The sequence below is a fragment of the Modestobacter sp. SYSU DS0875 genome (genome assembly GCF_054050915.1).
In genome coordinates this window covers 1-15,482 of the sequence record NZ_JBJHAH010000039.1, presented here as the reverse complement: position 1 = coordinate 15,482, position 15,482 = coordinate 1, and the positions used below count along the sequence as shown (strand labels likewise).

Sequence of the window (15,482 nt, the reverse complement as noted above, 5' to 3'; positions counted from 1 at the left end):
CAGCCGGGTGTGCGTTCCGCAGCGTCCCGCCTCCGCACGGTGACGAGCGCGCACCCCTCCTGCGTGTCGTGGTTCACACCTCACGCCGAGTTCACCCGGGGTCCATCCGGACCGGTCCGGTCGCTCCCTAGCGTCCGGACCAGTCCGTCACGAGACCGGGGAGAGTCACCTTGACCGACATCCAACGGCCCCGCGGCCGCCGCCTGCTGCCCTTCCTCGACGAGGTCCGGCACGGCAGCCGCAGCCACGCCACCTGCCACTACAAGTGCGGCAACGCATGCGACGCGGCGGTGCCCAACCAGACGGACAACCCGACGTTCACCGACGTCGTCCAGTCCGCGTTCAGCCGGCGCACCATGCTCAAGGGCGCGGGAGCCGGCGCCCTGCTGGTGGTCGCCGCCCCGCTGCAGCCCGCGCTGGCCGGCGACCGACGGATGCCCGGTGCCGGTCACTGGCAGCCGCCGGCCGACGCGTCGCTGACCTTCGAGCCGGTGGAGCAGAACCTGCTCGACGAGCTGGTCACCGCCGCCGGCTACGAGTACTCGGTGGTGCTGCGCTGGGGCGACCCGGTCGTGTGGGACGCCCCGGAGTTCGACGTCGACGCCCAGACGCCCGAGGCCCAGGCCAAGCAGTTCGGCTACAACTGCGACTACATCGGCTGGCTGCCCCTCGGCCGGGACGACCGCCGGGCGCTGCTCGTGGTCAACCACGAGTACACCAACGAGCAGCTCATGTTCGCCGGCGTCGCCGACGAGGCGGCGCCCACCACCGACGAGCAGAAGCGCATCGCGATGATGGCGCACGGCATCTCGGTGGTCGAGGTGGCCCGGGACGGCGACTCGGGCAACTGGCTGCCCGACCGGTGGGGCAAGCGCAACCGCCGCATCACGGCGACGACCCCGATCGAGCTGACCGGGCCGGTCGCCGGCTCGGAGTACGTGCGGACCACGGCGGACCCGGAAGGACGCACCGTCCTGGGGACGCTGAACAACTGCGCGGGTGGGGAGACCCCCTGGGGCACGACCCTGCACGGCGAGGAGAACTTCAACCAGTACTTCGGCACGACGGCGCCGATCGCGGAGGACCCGCGGGAGCTCCAGCTGGGCCGCTACGGCGTCAGCGCCGAGGACGCCCCGGTGCGCGGCTGGGAGAAGATCGACCCGCGGTTCGACCTGGCGAAGGAGCCGAACGAGGTGCACCGCTTCGGCTGGGTGGTCGAGCTCGACCCCTACGACCCGACCTCGACCCCGAAGAAGCGCACGGCGATGGGGCGGTTCAAGCACGAGGGGGCCAACGTGCAGATCGCCGAGGACGGGCGCGTCGTCGCCTACTCCGGCGACGACGAGCGGTTCGACTACATCTACAAGTTCGTCTCGAAGAAGCGCTATCGGCCCGGTCACGACCGCGCCTCGCGGGCGCACAACCTGACCCTGCTGGAGGAGGGCGACCTCTACGTCGCGCGCTTCACCGGCGACTCCCAGCCGGAGCAGATCGACGGCCTCGCCACGCTGCCGGCCGACGGCGAGTTCGACGGCACCGGCCAGTGGATCCCGCTGGTGAAGGACGGGCAGTCGATGATCCCGGGCAAGTCGGTGCCCTGGGTGCTCACCTTCACCCGGCTGGCCGCCGACCGGCTCGGCAAGCAGCTGGACGCCAACGGCGACTTCCCCGACCCGGCGGCCCCCGTCGTCGTCGACCCGGCGAAGGTGCCCACCCGGATGGACCGGCCCGAGGACATCCAGGTCAACCCGGTCAACGGCCGGGTCTACGCCGCGCTCACCAACAACTCGCGGCGGGAGGAGGCCGACGAGCCGAACCCGGTCGCCCGGTCCTTCGCCTTCGACCTCGAGGACGGGACCTACGAGGAGCGCGCCGGCAACCGCAACGGCCACGTGCTGGAGTGGCTGGAGACCGACGGGATCGCCGGGGACGACTTCTACTGGCGGGTGTTCATCGTGGCCGGTGACCCGGAGACCCCGGGCACCTACTTCGCCGGCTACGACAAGTCGGCGGTCAGCGCGATCTCGTGCCCGGACAACGTCGAGTTCGACCCTGCCGGGAACCTGTGGATCTCCACCGACGGGAACGTGCTGTCCACGCGGAACCGCGAGGCCGGCACCTTCGCCGGGACGAACGACGGGCTGTTCGCGGTGCCGACGGCGGGGCCGGAGCGCGGACATCTCAAGGCGTTCCTCACCGTCCCGCTCGGCGCGGAGTGCAGCGGCCCGCAGATCCCGGCGGACGGGCGGTCGGTGTTCGTGTCGGTGCAGCACCCGGGTGAGACCACCGGCTCGACCCGGGAGAGCCCGTCCAGCACTTGGCCGGACCGGCTGCCGGAGCGGGGCTACCCGCGCCCCAGCGTGGCGGTCGTCTACCGCACCGACGGCGGGCGGGTCGGCAGCTGACCGGGCGCCCCGGGGACGGCCTGCACGCAGGTCGTCCCCGGGGCGCAGGTCCTCCCCGGAGGGCGGGGCGTGCCCGGGACGGCATCGTCCCGGGCAGGACCGTCAGGAGTTCCGGTCGCCCGGTGCCGAGGCCGCCGCGTTGGCGACGAAGGTCGCCGGCGGGGCTGCCCCCGGGGCCTCGGCCCGCTGGTCCGCGGCCGGCCGGGGCACCGGGGGCAGGCCCGCCGGGTGGGCGGCGCCCCACTCCTTCTCCACGTCGGCCAGCAGCGCCTCCAGGTAGGCGCGCAGCTGGGTGCGGGTCGCCTGCCCGAACGCGCGCAGGTAGGCGATCTGCTCCTGCAGCTGCTCGGTCTCCGGCTGGCCGGCGGACGGGCGGGGAGCGTCGCCGACGACCCGGGTGGCGGCCTCCTGCGCGGCCTGGATGATCGCGCCCGCCTTGTCCCGCGCCTGGCCGAGGTGCTCCTCGTACTGGGCGCGTGCTTCGGCGGTCATCTGCCGGCTGAACTCCTCCGCCTCGGCGACGTAGGCGTCGGCGGTCCGCTGCGCGGTCGCCAGGATGCCGACGGCCTGGTCGCTGGGGGAGGGCCGGGCGGCGGCCTCGTTCAGCTGTGCCTCGAGGTGGGCCAGCTGGGCGCGCAGCTGGTCGTTCTCGCCGCTGAGCCGGGCGACCTCCTCGGCGACCACGTCGACGAAGCCGTCGACCTCCGCCTCGGTGTACCCCGGGTGCAGCAGGGAGCCGTGCGAGAACCGTGCGCTGCGCACGTCGTCCGGGGTGAGCCGGTGGTCGGGGCCGCCGGTCGGGGACCCGGGAGCCTGCTCACTGGTGGTCATTCGGTCACCTTCCCATCGAGGGTCGGGCTCTGTCGGCTGGCGGCGAACACCTCGGTGCGGATCCGGCTCATCGCCAGACCCGCGGCGTGCAGCCGGGTCACGGTGTCCTCGACCATGGCCGGGTTGCCCGCCACGTAGGCATCCCGCCCGGTCCACGGTCCGTGCCGGAGGACGACGTCGGCGACGTCTCCGTGCTCCACCGTCGAGGTCTTGTCATGCGAGACGGCCTCGGTCACCGTCAGCCAGGGGTTCTCCTGGGTCAGCCGGTGCAGGTCCGCGCGGTCGTAGAGGTCGTCCTCGGTGCGGGCCCCGACGAACAGGTCGACCCGCCGGGCCGGGCCGGTGCGGGCCACCTGGTCGACGATCGCCTTCAGCGGCGCCAGCCCGGTACCCCCGGCCACCAGCAGCAGGTCACGGTCGGAGTCGGTGTCCAGGGTCAGCTGCCCGACCGGCGGGCCCAGTCGCACCACCTCGCCGACGCGGGCCAGCCGCACCAGCGCGGTGCTCAGCGGGCCGCCGTCGCGGGCCTTCACGTGCAGCTCCAGGGAGCCGTCCGGGCGCGGCGCGTTGGCGGGGGAGTACCAGCGCCAGAGCCGGGGGCGCAGGTCGGACTCCACGGAGACCGCCTGCCCGGGGAGGTGGTCCAGGCGCTGGCGCGGGGCCAGGGTCAGCACGGCGACGTCGATGGTGCGCCGCTCGTGCGCCACCACCTCGGCCTCCCACCACGGCGGCTGGTCGTCGGCGTCGTCGGCGGCCTCCAGCATCACTTGCGCGATCAGCTGGTAGGCCGCCGTCCAGTCGGCGGCGAGGGCGTCGTCCCACTCGTCGTCGAAGTGCTCCAGCGTGGCCAGCAGGCTCGCGCCGACCGCGGGGTAGTGCGCGGCGACGGCGCCGAACTTGCGGTGGTCACGGCCCAGCTGCTGCAGGATCGGCACCAGCGAGTCCAGGTCGTCGACCCGCGCCACCACCTCACCCAGGGCGGCGAAGAGTCGGTCGCGCTGGTGCGCCATGGAGACCGGGAACATCTCCCGGGTCTCGGGGTGGGTCAGGAACAGGTGGGAGTAGAACCACAGCGGCACCTCGTCGCCGTGCGCGGCGGCCTTGGCGAAGCTGGCCCGCATCGCGGGGATGTCCACAGGCGTCTCCTCGGGACGCCGGCTCAGCCGGCCGGCGCGGGCTCGGTGACGATCTCGTCGCGGTGCGCGCCCAGTGCGGCCCCGACCTGGCCGATGTCCTCGCCGGCCACCCCGAGGTCGGTGAGCGTGTCGACGAGGTGGCCGACCACCCGGTCGAAGGCGTCGGCGGTGATGCCGAGGCCCTCGTGCCCGGCGGCCAGCTCGCGGCCGGAGTACTCGACCGGCCCGCCGGTGACCTGCACCAGCAAGGCGGTCTGGTGACGGCGCAGCTGGGGCATGTCGACGCCCTCGAAGTACCCGGCGAGATCCGGGTCGGCCACCACCCGCCGGTAGAAGTCGTCGACGGCGGTGCGGATGCCGACGTCCTGGCCCAGCCGCTCGTAGAGCGTCATGACAGTTCCCCGTCCTCCCCCGTGAACGGACACACCGGACGCCGACCCCCGGGCCGGCGCCGCCCGCGCCGGTGACCGGCGGTGGCCGGCCCGGCACGGACCTCCCTCACTCTGGTGCCGTGGGCGGTGCGCTGCCACTCGGGCCGCGCGGCCGGTGGCGCGGGAGTGCCACGGAGGGTTGGCGGGCCCCGGAAGTGGACAGTCCCCAGGCCACGCACCAGTGGCGCGCGAGCTCAGGAGGACCGATGCGGGCGATGACCTATCGAGGGCCGTACAAGCTGCGGGTCGAGGAGAAGGAGATGCCCCGCATCGAGCACCCCAACGACGCGATCGTCCGGGTGACGCTGGCCGCGATCTGCGGTTCGGACCTGCACCTCTACCACGGGCTGATGCCGGACACCCGGATCGGGCACACCTTCGGCCACGAGTTCATCGGCGTGGTCGAGCAGGTCGGCTCCTCGGTCGAGAACCTGGCCGTCGGCGACCGGGTGATGGTGCCGTTCAACATCTTCTGCGGCTCCTGCTGGTACTGCGCCCGCGGCCTGTACTCCAACTGCCACAACGTGAACCCCAACGCCACCGCGGTCGGGGGCATCTACGGCTACTCGCACACCACCGGCGGCTACGACGGCGGGCAGGCCGAGTACGTGCGGGTGCCCTTCGCCGACGTCGGACCGGTGCGCATCCCGGAGTGGATGCACGACGAGGACGCCGTGCTGCTGACCGACGCCGCCGCCACGGGGTACTTCGGCGCCCAGCTCGGTGAGATCACCGAGGGGGACACGGTGGTGGTCCTGGGCGCCGGGCCGGTCGGGCTGATCGCCGCGCAGTCGTCCTGGTTGATGGGTGCCGGCCGGGTCATCGTCGTCGACCACCTCCCCGAGCGGCTGGCCAAGGCCCGGGAGATGGCCTACGCCGAAACCCTCGACTACGACCAGGTCGACGACGTCGTGGTCGAGCTGAAGCGGCAGACCGACTTCCTCGGCGCCGACGTCGTCATCGACGCGGTCGGCGCGGAGGCCGACGGGAACCTCGCCCAGCAGCTGACCGGGCCCAAGCTCAAGCTGCAGGGCGGGTCGCCGACGGCGTTGAACTGGGCGATCGACTCCGCGCGCAAGGGCGGCACCATCTCGGTGGTGGGTGCCTACGGCCCGGTCCCCAACGCGGTGAAGTTCGGCGATGCGATGAACAAGGGCCTCACCCTGCGGATGAACCAGACGCCGGTGAAGCGGCAGTGGCCCCGGATGTTCGAGCACGTGCGCAACGGTCACCTGACCCCGCGGCAGATGGTCACCCACCGCTTCCCGCTGGAGGAGATCCCCGAGGCCTACCACGTCTTCTCGGCCAAGCTCGACGGCTGCATCAAGCCGCTGATCGTGCCGAACGCGAACTGAGGGAGCGACCACGATGACCGAGCGCAGCCCCGAGCCCGCCGATGTCCCCAGCCCCTACGTCCGCGACAAGCGCACCCCACCGCCGAGCCGGGAGGAGCTGCGCGCACGCATCCCGGGTTGGGGCGTCGACCTCGACCCGGCCGACCGGCCCTCGTCGCCGAAGCTGCAGTACCCGGCCGACACCGGCGCCCACTGGGACTTCCCGGACCGGCAGCCGGGCGGCGAGGCGCGGGAGCGGTCGATCGAGCACGCCTTCGTGACCCCGGTGTTCGGCACCGCGCAGCCGCTGCACGGCGTGTCCGGGGCGATCCGCGGGCTGGCCTACGAGCGGTTCGGCGAGGGCCGGCTGGCGCACTGGCTGCTGCTCATCGCCGGGGACCGGGTCGACGCCTGGGGCAGCCACCTGCGGTCGTTCGCCTCCGCACGCCCCGACGTGCCGGCGACCGGCGTCCGTGCGGAGGCCACGCACGGTGGCCTGCGGTCCCGGTCGGGCCGCTCCGACAAGCGCCACCAGCTGCTCGACCCGGTGCTCGTGGCGGGGCCCTGGGTCGCCGGCGCCGCGGGGGCGGTCCTCGGCGTCCGGAAGGTCACCCGGGCGCTGCGCGGCTGACCACGCTCAGGCCCGGTGGCCGGCGGCGAACCGGCCGGGGGTGGTGCCGGTGACCCGGGAGAAGTCGCGCACGAAGTGCGCCTGGTCGGCGTAGCCGAGCACCGCGGCCGTCTCGGCCAGCGTCGTTCCGCCGGCGCGCAGCCGTTCGGCGGCCTCCTGCAGCCGGCGACGCTGGATCAGCCACTTGGGGGTCAGGCCGAGGCGGCGGTGGACCAGCCGTTGCAGGGCCCGCTCGGACAGCCCGAACTCCGCGTGCACCTGGGCCACCCGGAGCACGTCGGAGCACTCCTCGACGAAGGCGACCACCCGGTCGACCAGCTCGCCCTCGGCGTCCACCGGCAGACGGGGGCGCACCGTGTCGGTGAACGCGGCCATCGCGGTCGCGTGGGCGCGTCCGGCGTGCGGGTCCGCGGCCATCGCCGTCCGGACCCGGTCGACCAGCGCGACACCTCCCGGACCGAGGACGTCGGGCAGGTCGACGTACCGGTCGGTGAACTCGGCCATCGACGTGCCGGTGAGCAGCGTGCCGGCGGCGGGCGTGCACATCACGCCGACCGCCCAGCCGTCGCCGGCCAGCGTGGTGGTCGACAGCCCGGTGGTGACCCCGTAGAACCGGGCGTACCCGTCGGCGACGACCAGCAGGGACACCGGGTACTGCAGCACCCGCTGCACCGCCTCCCGGCCCGGCGGCACCGACCAGACCGGGATCCAGAACCGGCGCAGCAGCCCACGCACGGCCGGGTCCGGCTCGTACCGGTACATGGCGTGCGAGGCGTCGCCGGGCTCCCTGAGGTGCGCCCGTTCGACCAGGTCCAGCCGCGTCGGTCCGCTGTCGGCTTTCATCAAGACGCAGCCTGCCGCACCCGGCCAGGCTGCGGCCATGGACACCACCGCGCCGAACCCCACCGCCCCGAACCCCACCGCCTCGGACCCGACCGCCCCGAACCCCACCGCCACAGCCCACGCCGCCGCTGCGGCATCGCTGTCCGCCCTGCTCGCCGACGTCCCCGCGGAGGCGTGGGCCAGCCCCTCGCCGTGCGCGGGGTGGACGGCGAGGGACGTCGTCGCGCACCTGGTGGACACGCAACGCGAGCTCTTCGCCGGCCACGGGCTGGACGTCGGCCCGGTGCCGGACCTGGCCGGGGACCCGGCCGGCGCCTGGGCCGCCCACACGTGGCGGGTGGCCGAGCTGGTCGCCGACGACGAGGTGGTCGGCCGCGGGTACGACGGCTTCTTCGGGCCCACCACGATCGGCGCGACCTTCGAGCAGTTCTACGTGTGGGACATGGTGGTGCACCGCTGGGACGTCGCCCGGGCCACCGGCCTGGACGCCGCGCTCACCGAGGCGGAGCTGGACCGCATCGAGCAGGGCGCGGACGGATTCGGCGAGGCGCTGTACCTGGACGGCATCTGCGCCCCCGCCGTCGAGCCGCCGCCGGGCGCGGACCGGACGACCCGGGTGCTGGCCCGCCTGGGCCGAGCCGCGTGACCCGGCCTCCGGGCAGGCGCCTCAGAGCAGGGACACGACCCGGTCAGCGACGTCGTCGAGCGGCCCGAGGTGCAGCACCGTGGTGGTCTCCGCCAGCCCGGCCGCCGGCCAGCCGACGGTGAGGGTCAGCCGGCCGTCGCGTGGCAGGGCGCCTGCCCAGTAGGACCCTTCCGAGCGGAACGAGTCGATGCTGCCGCTGGAGGTCGGCCCGACCGGATCGGCGGGCCCGGTCACGTCGTCCACGGTGAGGCGGACCAGCAGGCCGGACCAGGGCTGCCGTTCCGCCCCCGGCCGGGGGAAGGTGCGCCGCCCGGCCGCCTCGGCCTGCACCCCCACCGCGTGCACCACCATCGGCAGGTGCAGTCCGCCGGGATGGGCGAACACGCAGCGCAGGCCGGCGGCGATGCCGGGGGAGCGGGCGAGCAGCACCGGGCCGTGCACCACGGCGCCGAGGGCATCGGGCGCGGGGGTCGCGGGCCAGCGGGTCACCGGCCCAGCCTGTCAGCTGTCGGGCTCCTCGGGTGCGCAGCCGAGCGCCAGCGTCAGCTGCAGCACCGTGGCCGGGTCCTCCAGCCGGTCGCCGAACAGCTGGCGCAGCTGCCCCATCCGGTAGCGGACGGTCTGCGGGTGGACGAACAGCTGCGCGGCGATCCGCTCCCGGCGGCCGTGGTGGAGCAGCCAGGACCGCAGGGTGGCGACGAGCTTCTCCCGGGTCGCCGCCGTCACCTCCTCCAGCGGAGCCAGCACGGCGGCGCGCAGGTCGGTCAGCGCCTCCTCGTCGGCGCGCAGCACCAGCTCGACCAGGCGCGCCTCGGTGTCCAGCGGTGCCTTCCCCCGTGGCGGCGGCCCCAGGCGCAGCGCACGCAGCACCCGTCGGTGGGACGCCGCGACGTCGTGCCAGGGCCGAGCTGGGCCGACGGCGGCCTCGTGCCCCTCCAGCAGGCGGAGCAGGCCCGGGCGGGCCCGGCCTCCGGCGTCGGGCACCAGCAGGACGGCGCGCTCCTCCTCACCCCCGGGGCCGGCCGCCTCCTCGGTGACCTGCAGCGTGCGGCCGTCCAGCAGCGCGAGGGCACCGCGGGCCCGGGGCTCGGGCAGCACGACGGCGGTGAGGGTCCGCGGCGGTGACCAGTCGGCCCGCTCGGCGGCCGCGGTCAGGTCGTGCAGCGGACGGCCGGCCAGGAGCACCGCACCGAGCCGCTCCAGGTGGTGCTGGCGCACCCGCCCGCTGGTGGCCAGCTCGTCGGCGTGGCCGGCCACGCTGGCGGCCGAGAGCTGGTCGATGTAGGCGAACACCAGCTCGGCGAAGCGCGCCAGCGAGGCGACGTCGAGGCCGGCGGCCACCGCGGTCTCGCTCATGTGCCGCCAGGAGACCCGGGCACCCACCCGGTAGGCCGACAGCAGCGCGTCCATCGACCGGCCGCTGCGTGCCTCTCCCCGGCCCAGGGCGTAGGCCCCGGCCAACGCCGGCGCGATCGGCCGGCTCGCGTCGACACCGCCGCCGTCGGTGGCCAGCTCCAGGAACCCGCCCAGGGCGACCTGGACCGCGCGCTGGATGGCCTGGCCCATCTCCCCGGCGAACGCCCCCGCGTAGCTGGGCACCTCGACCACGATGCTGGCCACGGTGCGTTCGGCGACCCTCGGCAGCTCGGCGAGCATGGCGGCGACGACAGCGGGCGGGAAGGTGATCGGCTCCCCGATGGCCGGTGCCGCCGCCGCGGGGATGGTGGGTGGCGACTGCTCGGCCATCGCCGTCCTCCTTTGTCCTCAGGGAACAGAAGGTACCGCCCGATTCACGTCCGGCGCACAGGTGATTGATCGCCAGGCTGGGAAAGACTCAGTTCATGACAGCCACCGTCCCGCGCCCGGGCACCGCCCGTCCGGTCCTGACGACGCTGCGTGACCGCGCGCTCAAGCTGGCCGAGCTGGTCACGACGCCGCTGCTGCCCAGCGACTACCTCGACCTCGTCGACCCGCTGCGCTCCGGCGCCGCGCTGCGCGGCCGCATCGAGGCGGTGCACCGCGAGACCCGGGACGCCGCGACCCTGGTGATCCGCCCCGGCCGGGACTGGCTGCCGCACACCCCCGGCCAGTACGTCCGGCTCGGCGTCGACGTCGAGGGCGTGCGGCTGTGGCGGGCCTACTCGATCACCTCGGTGCTCGGCCGGGCCGACGGTTGCTTCACCGTGACGGTCAAGGCGATCCCGGACGGCAAGGTCAGCAACCACCTGGTGCACCGCACCGAGCCCGGCACGATCGTCCAGCTCGACCAGGCCACCGGTGACTTCGTGCTCCCGGCGGAGCGGCCGGCCAAGGCGCTGTTCGTCACCGCCGGCTCGGGGATCACGCCGGTGATGGGCATCCTGCGCAACCACGTCGACGAGCACGAAGACGTCGTCCTGGTGCACTCCGCGCCCACTGCCGACGACGTCATCTTCGGCCGGGAACTGCGGGAGCTGGCGGCTGCCGGCCGGATCCGGCTGGTCGAGCGCCACACCGCGACCGACGGGCTGCTCGACGCCCCGGCCCTGGCCGACCTCGTGCCCGACCTGGCCGAGCGGTCGACCTGGGCGTGCGGGCCGATCGGGCTGCTGGAGGCGCTGGAGGAGCACTGGGCCACCGAGGGGATCGCCGACCGGCTCTACACCGAGCGCTTCCGCCCTCGCGTGCTGGTCACCGGTGAGGGCGGCACCGTCTCCTTCGCGAAGTCCGGCCGGGACATCGAGGTCGACGGCTCGACCCCGATCCTCGACGCCGCGGAGGAGGCCGGCCTGCTCATGCCGAGCGGCTGTCGGATGGGCATCTGCTACGGCTGCGTCCTGCCGCTGCGCGAGGGCGCCGTCCGCGATCTGCGCAACGGCGAGCTGACCGTCGCCGCCCCCGGCGACGGCGTGCTCGTCCAGACCTGCATCAGCGCCGCCGCCGGCGCCTGCGACATCGACCACTGACCCACCCGACCGAGCACTCCGGAGGAGCCACCTCGTGACCGTCCTGCAGAAGAAGCCCGACAACCCCGTCGCCCACCTGACCCCCGAGGACATCGAGGCGATCGGGCGTGAGCTCGATGCCATCCGTCAGGGCGTGATGGACAGCCGCGGCGAGTCCGACGCCGCCTACATCCGCCGGGTGATCGACGTCCAGCGCAAGCTCGAGCTGGGCAGCCGGGCGGTGCTGCTGTTCTCCAAGTTCCCGCCGGCCTGGGTGCTCGGCACCGTCGGCCTGTCAGTGGCCAAGATCCTGGAGAACATGGAGATCGGGCACAACATCCTGCACGGGCAGTGGGACTGGATGCGCGACCCGAAGATCCACTCCACGACGTGGGAGTGGGACATGGCCAGCCCGGCCGAGCAGTGGAAGCACTCGCACAACGAGTTGCACCACACGTACACGAACGTCATCGGCAAGGACAACGACCTCGGCTACGGCATCATGCGCGTCGACGAGGACCAGCGCTGGGTGCCGATGTACCTGCTCCAGCCGGTGTGGAACTTCGTCAACGCCTGCTTCTTCGAGTACGGCATCGCCGCCTACGACCTGGAGCTGGGCAAGAACCTGGCCACCAAGGAGCGGCGGGCCGACCCCGGCTTCCGCGCCCGCGGCAAGCAGGTGTTGAAGAAGATCGGCAAGCAGATGACCAAGGACTACGTCGTCCACCCGGCGCTGTCCGGGCCGTCGTTCCTGCCCACCCTGGCGGCCAACTTCACCGCCAACGTGGTGCGCAACCTGTGGTCGCACTCGGTGATCATGTGCGGGCACTTCCCGGAGGGCGTGGAGACCTTCGAGAAGAAGTCCATCGACGGGGAGACCCGCGGTGAGTGGTACCTGCGCCAGATGCTCGGCTCGGCCAACATCTCCGGCAGCAAGGCCATGCACATCATGACCGGCAACCTCTCCCACCAGGTCGAGCACCACCTGTTCCCCGACCTGCCGAGCAACCGGTACGCCGAGATCGCCCCGCAGATCCGCGATCTGTTCGCCCGCTACGGCCTGCGGTACCACACCGCGTCGCTGCCGCGTCAGGTCGCGTCGGCCTGGCACAAGGTGCTCCGGCTGTCGCTGCCCAACGGTTGGCTGGCCGAGACCACCCCGGCGAACGCCCCGGCCCAGGTGGCGAAGCTCTACAAGATGACCACCGGGGGCCCGAAGATCCGCCGGCAGCTCCAGGGCGCCGCCTGGAACCAGGGCAGCCAGGCCGCCTGACGATCACCTGACGGACGACGGCGCCCCCACCCGCGCGGGTGGGGGCGCCGCGGTCGTGGTGGTCAGCGGCGGCCGCGGGCGTTGATCGCGGCCAGCGCCGGGTCCACCTGCAGGTCCTCGTCGACCTGGATGACGACGTGCTCGTTGTCGTCGGGCACGCCGGCGGTGCGCCCGGCCGAGCCCGGGTAGTTGTTGTCGTTGCCGACGATGATGCGGTGGTCGTCCAGGACGGCGATCTGCTCGATGGTGACGAACGGGAACGTGAAGTAGCCGCCCGCGGTGCCGCCGACGCCCTGCGGGTCCGGGATGGCCATCAGGTTGGCGAGCAGCCGCTTGTCGGCGTAGCCGTCCCGGTCGATGTCCCGGGTGTCGATCAGGTACACGGCCTTGAGCTGGGCGGTCGGCCCCTGGCCGCCGTCCCGCTCCAGGATGAGGAAGCGGTTCTGGTCCAGCGCCACCATGTCGCCCAGGGCGTTGTTCGGGACCTCGAACTTCACCTTCGCCTTGAGCCCGGTGTAGCGGCCGGTGGTGGTGTCGAAGCGGTAGATGCGCCGGGTGGCCGGGTCGTCACCGGCGACCGCGCCCTCCAGCATCGGGTAGAGCGTGTGCCCGTCGACGCCGAGGGCCATCCCCTCGAAGCCCCTGCTCGAGCCCAGCGTCGGGGCGGCACCGTCCAGGTTCCACGCGTCGGGGGAGCGGACGCCGTCGGGCTGGACGGGTGCGGCGAGCACCCGGCCCTGCGCGTCGACGTGCACCAGGCTGGGACCGAACTCCTCGCCGATCCAGAAGGTGCCGTCGGGCATCCGCTGGAACGACTCGGGGTCGAGGTCCGCGCCGGTGAGCCGTCGGTCGCTGCGGGTCAGCGGAAAGGGCAGCCTCTCGTCGGGGTCGGACAGGCTGAAGCCGCCGTCGAGCACCGTCGTCCGCTGGGTGGTGGTGTCGATCCGCAGCTTGACCACGCGCAGCAGGAAGTCACCGCTGTTGGCCTTGGTGCCGTAGCCGTTGTCCTCCAGCACCAGCCAGTCGTCGCCGTCCTTCAGCAGGCCGGAGAAACCCTGGATCGGCTGGGCCGCGAACGGCGGGGTCACGCCGTTGGCCGGGTTGGCCAGGGCGCCGGAGGGGACCTGCTCGCCGAACGTGGCCGACGGCAGGACGGAGCGTCCGACGAGTTGTGCCTGCTGGGTTCCGTTGCCCTGCGGCACGGTGGGGGCGGTGCCGGCGACGGCCGGGACGGCGACCGCGGTCAGCAGACCGGCGGCGGTGAGGGTCAAGGCGGCACGGCGGGACGGACGGTGCACGGGGGCTCTCCCTGGCTCGGGCGGTGGAGCTGACCGGCCGACCGTGTCGCGGGGAGACAGCCGGTGGCCGGCGCCTCCGTGGCCGCGCTGTGAGGAGTCGGTGAACGGGCCGGCGACCCGTCCCGGCGGTCAGGCCAGCAGCCCCAGCAGCAGCGTCACGGTGCCGAAGACCAGGCCTGACGCGATCAGCGTCACCGTCGTGTAGCCGAGGATGTCGCGCATCTTGAGCCCGGCGATGGCCAGCACCGGCAGGGCCCAGAACGGCTGGATCATGTTGGTCCACTGGTCGCCGTAGGCGACCGCCATGATCGCGACCGCTGGGTCGACCCCCAGGCTCTGGGCGGCGTCGAGCATGACCGGGCCCTGGACGGCGAACTGCCCGCCACCCGAGGGGACGAAGAAGTTGACCACCCCGGCGGAGAGGAAGGCCAGCAGCCCGAACGTCGCCGGGGAGGCGATGTCGACGACGGCGTCGGAGAAGACGGCGATCAGGCCGGTCGTCGACATGATCCCCATGATCCCGGCGTACAGCGGGAACTGGAGCAGGATCTCCCCGACGTTGGCGGCGGCGTTCTTCACCAGCGCGATGAGCTCGAACGGGTTGCGGACCAGCAGGAAGATCAGCGCCAGGAACGTCCAGTTGACGATGTCGAGGGTGGCGGTGCCGCCGTCGGCGTAGTGGTGCACCAGGTAGGCGGCCAGGGCCAGGCCGACCAGGGTGGTCAGCAGTCGGCTGCCGTCGACCCGGTCGGCCGGGGTGACCACCTCGTCGTCCAGCGGCACGGCGTCGGAGTCGCGCACGCTGGCCGGGAGCTCGACCACCCGATCACCGCCGCGGGGTGCGACCGCGGCCAGCGCGAGGCCGACGACCAGGATGGTGGCCACGGCGGCGGTGATGTTCCACCAGGTGAAGATCGTCTCGCTGACCGGGACGGTTCCGCCCAGCGTCTCGGCGAGGAAGGAGTCCTCGGTCGCGGCGGTGAGCGGCCCGGAGCCGGAGTAGCCCATGTGCCAGATGACGTAGCCGGAGTAGCCGGCGGCCACCAGCAGCGGGAAGTGCAGGCGCAGGCCTCGCTCCCGGCCCTGGACGGCGAGCTCGCGGGCGAGCAGCGCACCGACGACGAGGCCCAGCCCCCAGGTGATCAGCGAGGCCAGCGCCGCGATCACGAAGACGTACAGGTAGGCCTGCAGCGCCGTCCGGGGTACGGCGGCCAGCCGGGTCAGCAGCCGCCGCACCGGCCCGGTGTTGGCCAGCGTGTGCCCGAGCAGCAGGATCAGCGCCATCTGGGTCATGAAGGCCAGCAGCCCCGACAGCCCGTCGCCCCAGCCGTCCAGGACCTCGATCGGGCCGGCATCGGTGAGGAGCAGCGCCAGCGCGGCCACGACGAACGTCAGCACGACGGCGAAGACCAGCGCGCTGGGGATGTACCGCTCGACGACGGCGTTCACCGGCCGCATCAGCGAGGCGAGGCCGCCCGCCCGGCCTGGCGAGCTCGATCCGGCGTGGGGCCGGGTGCCTGGCGTCCTGGTCATCGGGCCTCGCTCTCGGGTGGGTCGGCGGGCCGGTCACGCAGGGGGCCAGGCCGGGTCGGCGGACGGGCGTCGGCCACCACGGCGAGAGGGCCCGACGACGGCAGCGGGGGGGGGGGGGGGGGGGGGGGGGGGGGGGGGGGGGGGGGGGGGGGGGGGGGGGGGGGGGGGGGGGGGGGGGGGGGGGGGGGGGGGGGGGG

Annotated in this window: 14 protein-coding genes; 6 read left to right on the top strand and 8 right to left on the bottom strand. The window is 73.5% G+C overall.

Going from position 1 to position 15,482, the window contains the following annotated elements; genetic code table 11:
* Positions 1 to 170 precede the first annotated feature (170 nt).
* Positions 171 to 2,405 carry a PhoX family protein gene (locus tag ACI79Y_RS17925; protein ID WP_457159788.1) on the top strand — a complete coding sequence of 745 codons (2,235 nt, stop codon included), beginning with the start codon at positions 171 to 173 and terminating at the stop codon, positions 2,403 to 2,405.
* A gap of 102 nt (positions 2,406 to 2,507) precedes the next feature.
* Here the strand turns inward: ACI79Y_RS17925 and ACI79Y_RS17920 are convergent, their stop codons facing one another.
* The 3 genes from ACI79Y_RS17920 to ACI79Y_RS17910 are packed head-to-tail and all read right to left on the bottom strand — an operon-like array spanning position 2,508 to position 4,764.
* Entirely contained in the window at positions 2,508 to 3,236 is a 729-nt protein-coding gene (locus ACI79Y_RS17920; RefSeq protein ID WP_457159787.1) for a DivIVA domain-containing protein, read from the bottom strand.
* Positions 3,233 to 4,372: a globin domain-containing protein gene (locus ACI79Y_RS17915; RefSeq protein WP_457159786.1), complete on the bottom strand. Its 1,140-nt coding sequence runs from the start codon at positions 4,370 to 4,372 to the stop codon at positions 3,233 to 3,235. The genes ACI79Y_RS17920 and ACI79Y_RS17915 overlap by 4 nt, the downstream gene beginning before the upstream one ends.
* 23 nt (positions 4,373 to 4,395) lie before the next feature.
* Entirely contained in the window at positions 4,396 to 4,764 is a 369-nt protein-coding gene (locus tag ACI79Y_RS17910) for a group I truncated hemoglobin (protein WP_457159785.1), read from the bottom strand.
* A 254-nt stretch (positions 4,765 to 5,018) separates the two neighbouring features.
* Here ACI79Y_RS17910 and ACI79Y_RS17905 point away from each other — a divergent pair, with 254 nt between their 5' ends.
* Positions 5,019 to 6,158: a zinc-dependent alcohol dehydrogenase gene (locus tag ACI79Y_RS17905; RefSeq protein WP_457138609.1), complete on the top strand. Its 1,140-nt coding sequence runs from the start codon at positions 5,019 to 5,021 to the stop codon at positions 6,156 to 6,158.
* Between the two features lie 13 nt (positions 6,159 to 6,171).
* On the top strand, positions 6,172 to 6,768 hold the full coding sequence (locus ACI79Y_RS17900) for a hypothetical protein (protein WP_457138610.1): 597 nt from the start codon (positions 6,172 to 6,174) through the stop codon (positions 6,766 to 6,768).
* A 6-nt stretch (positions 6,769 to 6,774) separates the two neighbouring features.
* On the opposite strand, the gene ACI79Y_RS17895 is transcribed toward ACI79Y_RS17900, so the two are convergent.
* Positions 6,775 to 7,611 (bottom strand): helix-turn-helix domain-containing protein, encoded by an 837-nt coding sequence (locus tag ACI79Y_RS17895; protein WP_457159784.1) that lies wholly within the window; start codon positions 7,609 to 7,611, stop codon positions 6,775 to 6,777.
* A 37-nt stretch (positions 7,612 to 7,648) separates the two neighbouring features.
* Here ACI79Y_RS17895 and ACI79Y_RS17890 point away from each other — a divergent pair, with 37 nt between their 5' ends.
* On the top strand, positions 7,649 to 8,257 hold the full coding sequence (locus tag ACI79Y_RS17890) for a TIGR03086 family metal-binding protein (protein WP_457159783.1): 609 nt from the start codon (positions 7,649 to 7,651) through the stop codon (positions 8,255 to 8,257).
* 21 nt (positions 8,258 to 8,278) lie between these two features.
* Here ACI79Y_RS17890 and ACI79Y_RS17885 read toward each other — a convergent pair whose 3' ends face one another.
* Positions 8,279 to 8,746 carry a hypothetical protein gene (locus tag ACI79Y_RS17885; RefSeq protein ID WP_457159782.1) on the bottom strand — a complete coding sequence of 156 codons (468 nt, stop codon included), beginning with the start codon at positions 8,744 to 8,746 and terminating at the stop codon, positions 8,279 to 8,281.
* A 12-nt stretch (positions 8,747 to 8,758) separates the two neighbouring features.
* Positions 8,759 to 10,003 (bottom strand): PucR family transcriptional regulator, encoded by a 1,245-nt coding sequence (locus tag ACI79Y_RS17880; protein WP_457159781.1) that lies wholly within the window; start codon positions 10,001 to 10,003, stop codon positions 8,759 to 8,761.
* A 95-nt stretch (positions 10,004 to 10,098) separates the two neighbouring features.
* Here ACI79Y_RS17880 and ACI79Y_RS17875 point away from each other — a divergent pair, with 95 nt between their 5' ends.
* Both ACI79Y_RS17875 and ACI79Y_RS17870 read left to right on the top strand, forming a co-directional pair.
* Positions 10,099 to 11,202 (top strand): ferredoxin reductase, encoded by a 1,104-nt coding sequence (locus ACI79Y_RS17875; RefSeq protein WP_457138615.1) that lies wholly within the window; start codon positions 10,099 to 10,101, stop codon positions 11,200 to 11,202.
* Between the two features lie 34 nt (positions 11,203 to 11,236).
* Positions 11,237 to 12,454: a fatty acid desaturase family protein gene (locus ACI79Y_RS17870; RefSeq protein ID WP_457138616.1), complete on the top strand. Its 1,218-nt coding sequence runs from the start codon at positions 11,237 to 11,239 to the stop codon at positions 12,452 to 12,454.
* A 62-nt stretch (positions 12,455 to 12,516) separates the two neighbouring features.
* Here ACI79Y_RS17870 and ACI79Y_RS17865 read toward each other — a convergent pair whose 3' ends face one another.
* Both ACI79Y_RS17865 and ACI79Y_RS17860 read right to left on the bottom strand, forming a co-directional pair.
* Positions 12,517 to 13,752, bottom strand: a complete 1,236-nt coding sequence (locus tag ACI79Y_RS17865) for an esterase-like activity of phytase family protein (protein ID WP_457159780.1) — start codon at positions 13,750 to 13,752, stop codon at positions 12,517 to 12,519.
* Between the two features lie 129 nt (positions 13,753 to 13,881).
* Positions 13,882 to 15,210, bottom strand: a complete 1,329-nt coding sequence (locus tag ACI79Y_RS17860) for a short-chain fatty acid transporter (RefSeq protein WP_457159804.1) — start codon at positions 15,208 to 15,210, stop codon at positions 13,882 to 13,884.
* Positions 15,211 to 15,482 lie beyond the last annotated feature (272 nt).

What these genes read in the sequence shown, in the direction of transcription:
- ACI79Y_RS17920 (WP_457159787.1), bottom strand. Translation starts at nt 3,236, where the DNA reads ATGACCACCAGTGAGCAGGCTCCCGGGTCCCCGACCGGCGGCCCCGAC.
- ACI79Y_RS17910 (WP_457159785.1), bottom strand. Translation starts at nt 4,764, where the DNA reads ATGACGCTCTACGAGCGGCTGGGCCAGGACGTCGGCATCCGCACCGCC.
- ACI79Y_RS17905 (WP_457138609.1), top strand. Translation starts at nt 5,019, where the DNA reads ATGACCTATCGAGGGCCGTACAAGCTGCGGGTCGAGGAGAAGGAGATG.
- ACI79Y_RS17900 (WP_457138610.1), top strand. Translation starts at nt 6,172, where the DNA reads ATGACCGAGCGCAGCCCCGAGCCCGCCGATGTCCCCAGCCCCTACGTC.
- ACI79Y_RS17895 (WP_457159784.1), bottom strand. Translation starts at nt 7,611, where the DNA reads ATGAAAGCCGACAGCGGACCGACGCGGCTGGACCTGGTCGAACGGGCG.
- ACI79Y_RS17890 (WP_457159783.1), top strand. Translation starts at nt 7,649, where the DNA reads ATGGACACCACCGCGCCGAACCCCACCGCCCCGAACCCCACCGCCTCG.
- ACI79Y_RS17880 (WP_457159781.1), bottom strand. Translation starts at nt 10,003, where the DNA reads ATGGCCGAGCAGTCGCCACCCACCATCCCCGCGGCGGCGGCACCGGCC.
- ACI79Y_RS17875 (WP_457138615.1), top strand. Translation starts at nt 10,099, where the DNA reads ATGACAGCCACCGTCCCGCGCCCGGGCACCGCCCGTCCGGTCCTGACG.
- ACI79Y_RS17860 (WP_457159804.1), bottom strand. Translation starts at nt 15,210, where the DNA reads ATGCGGCCGGTGAACGCCGTCGTCGAGCGGTACATCCCCAGCGCGCTG.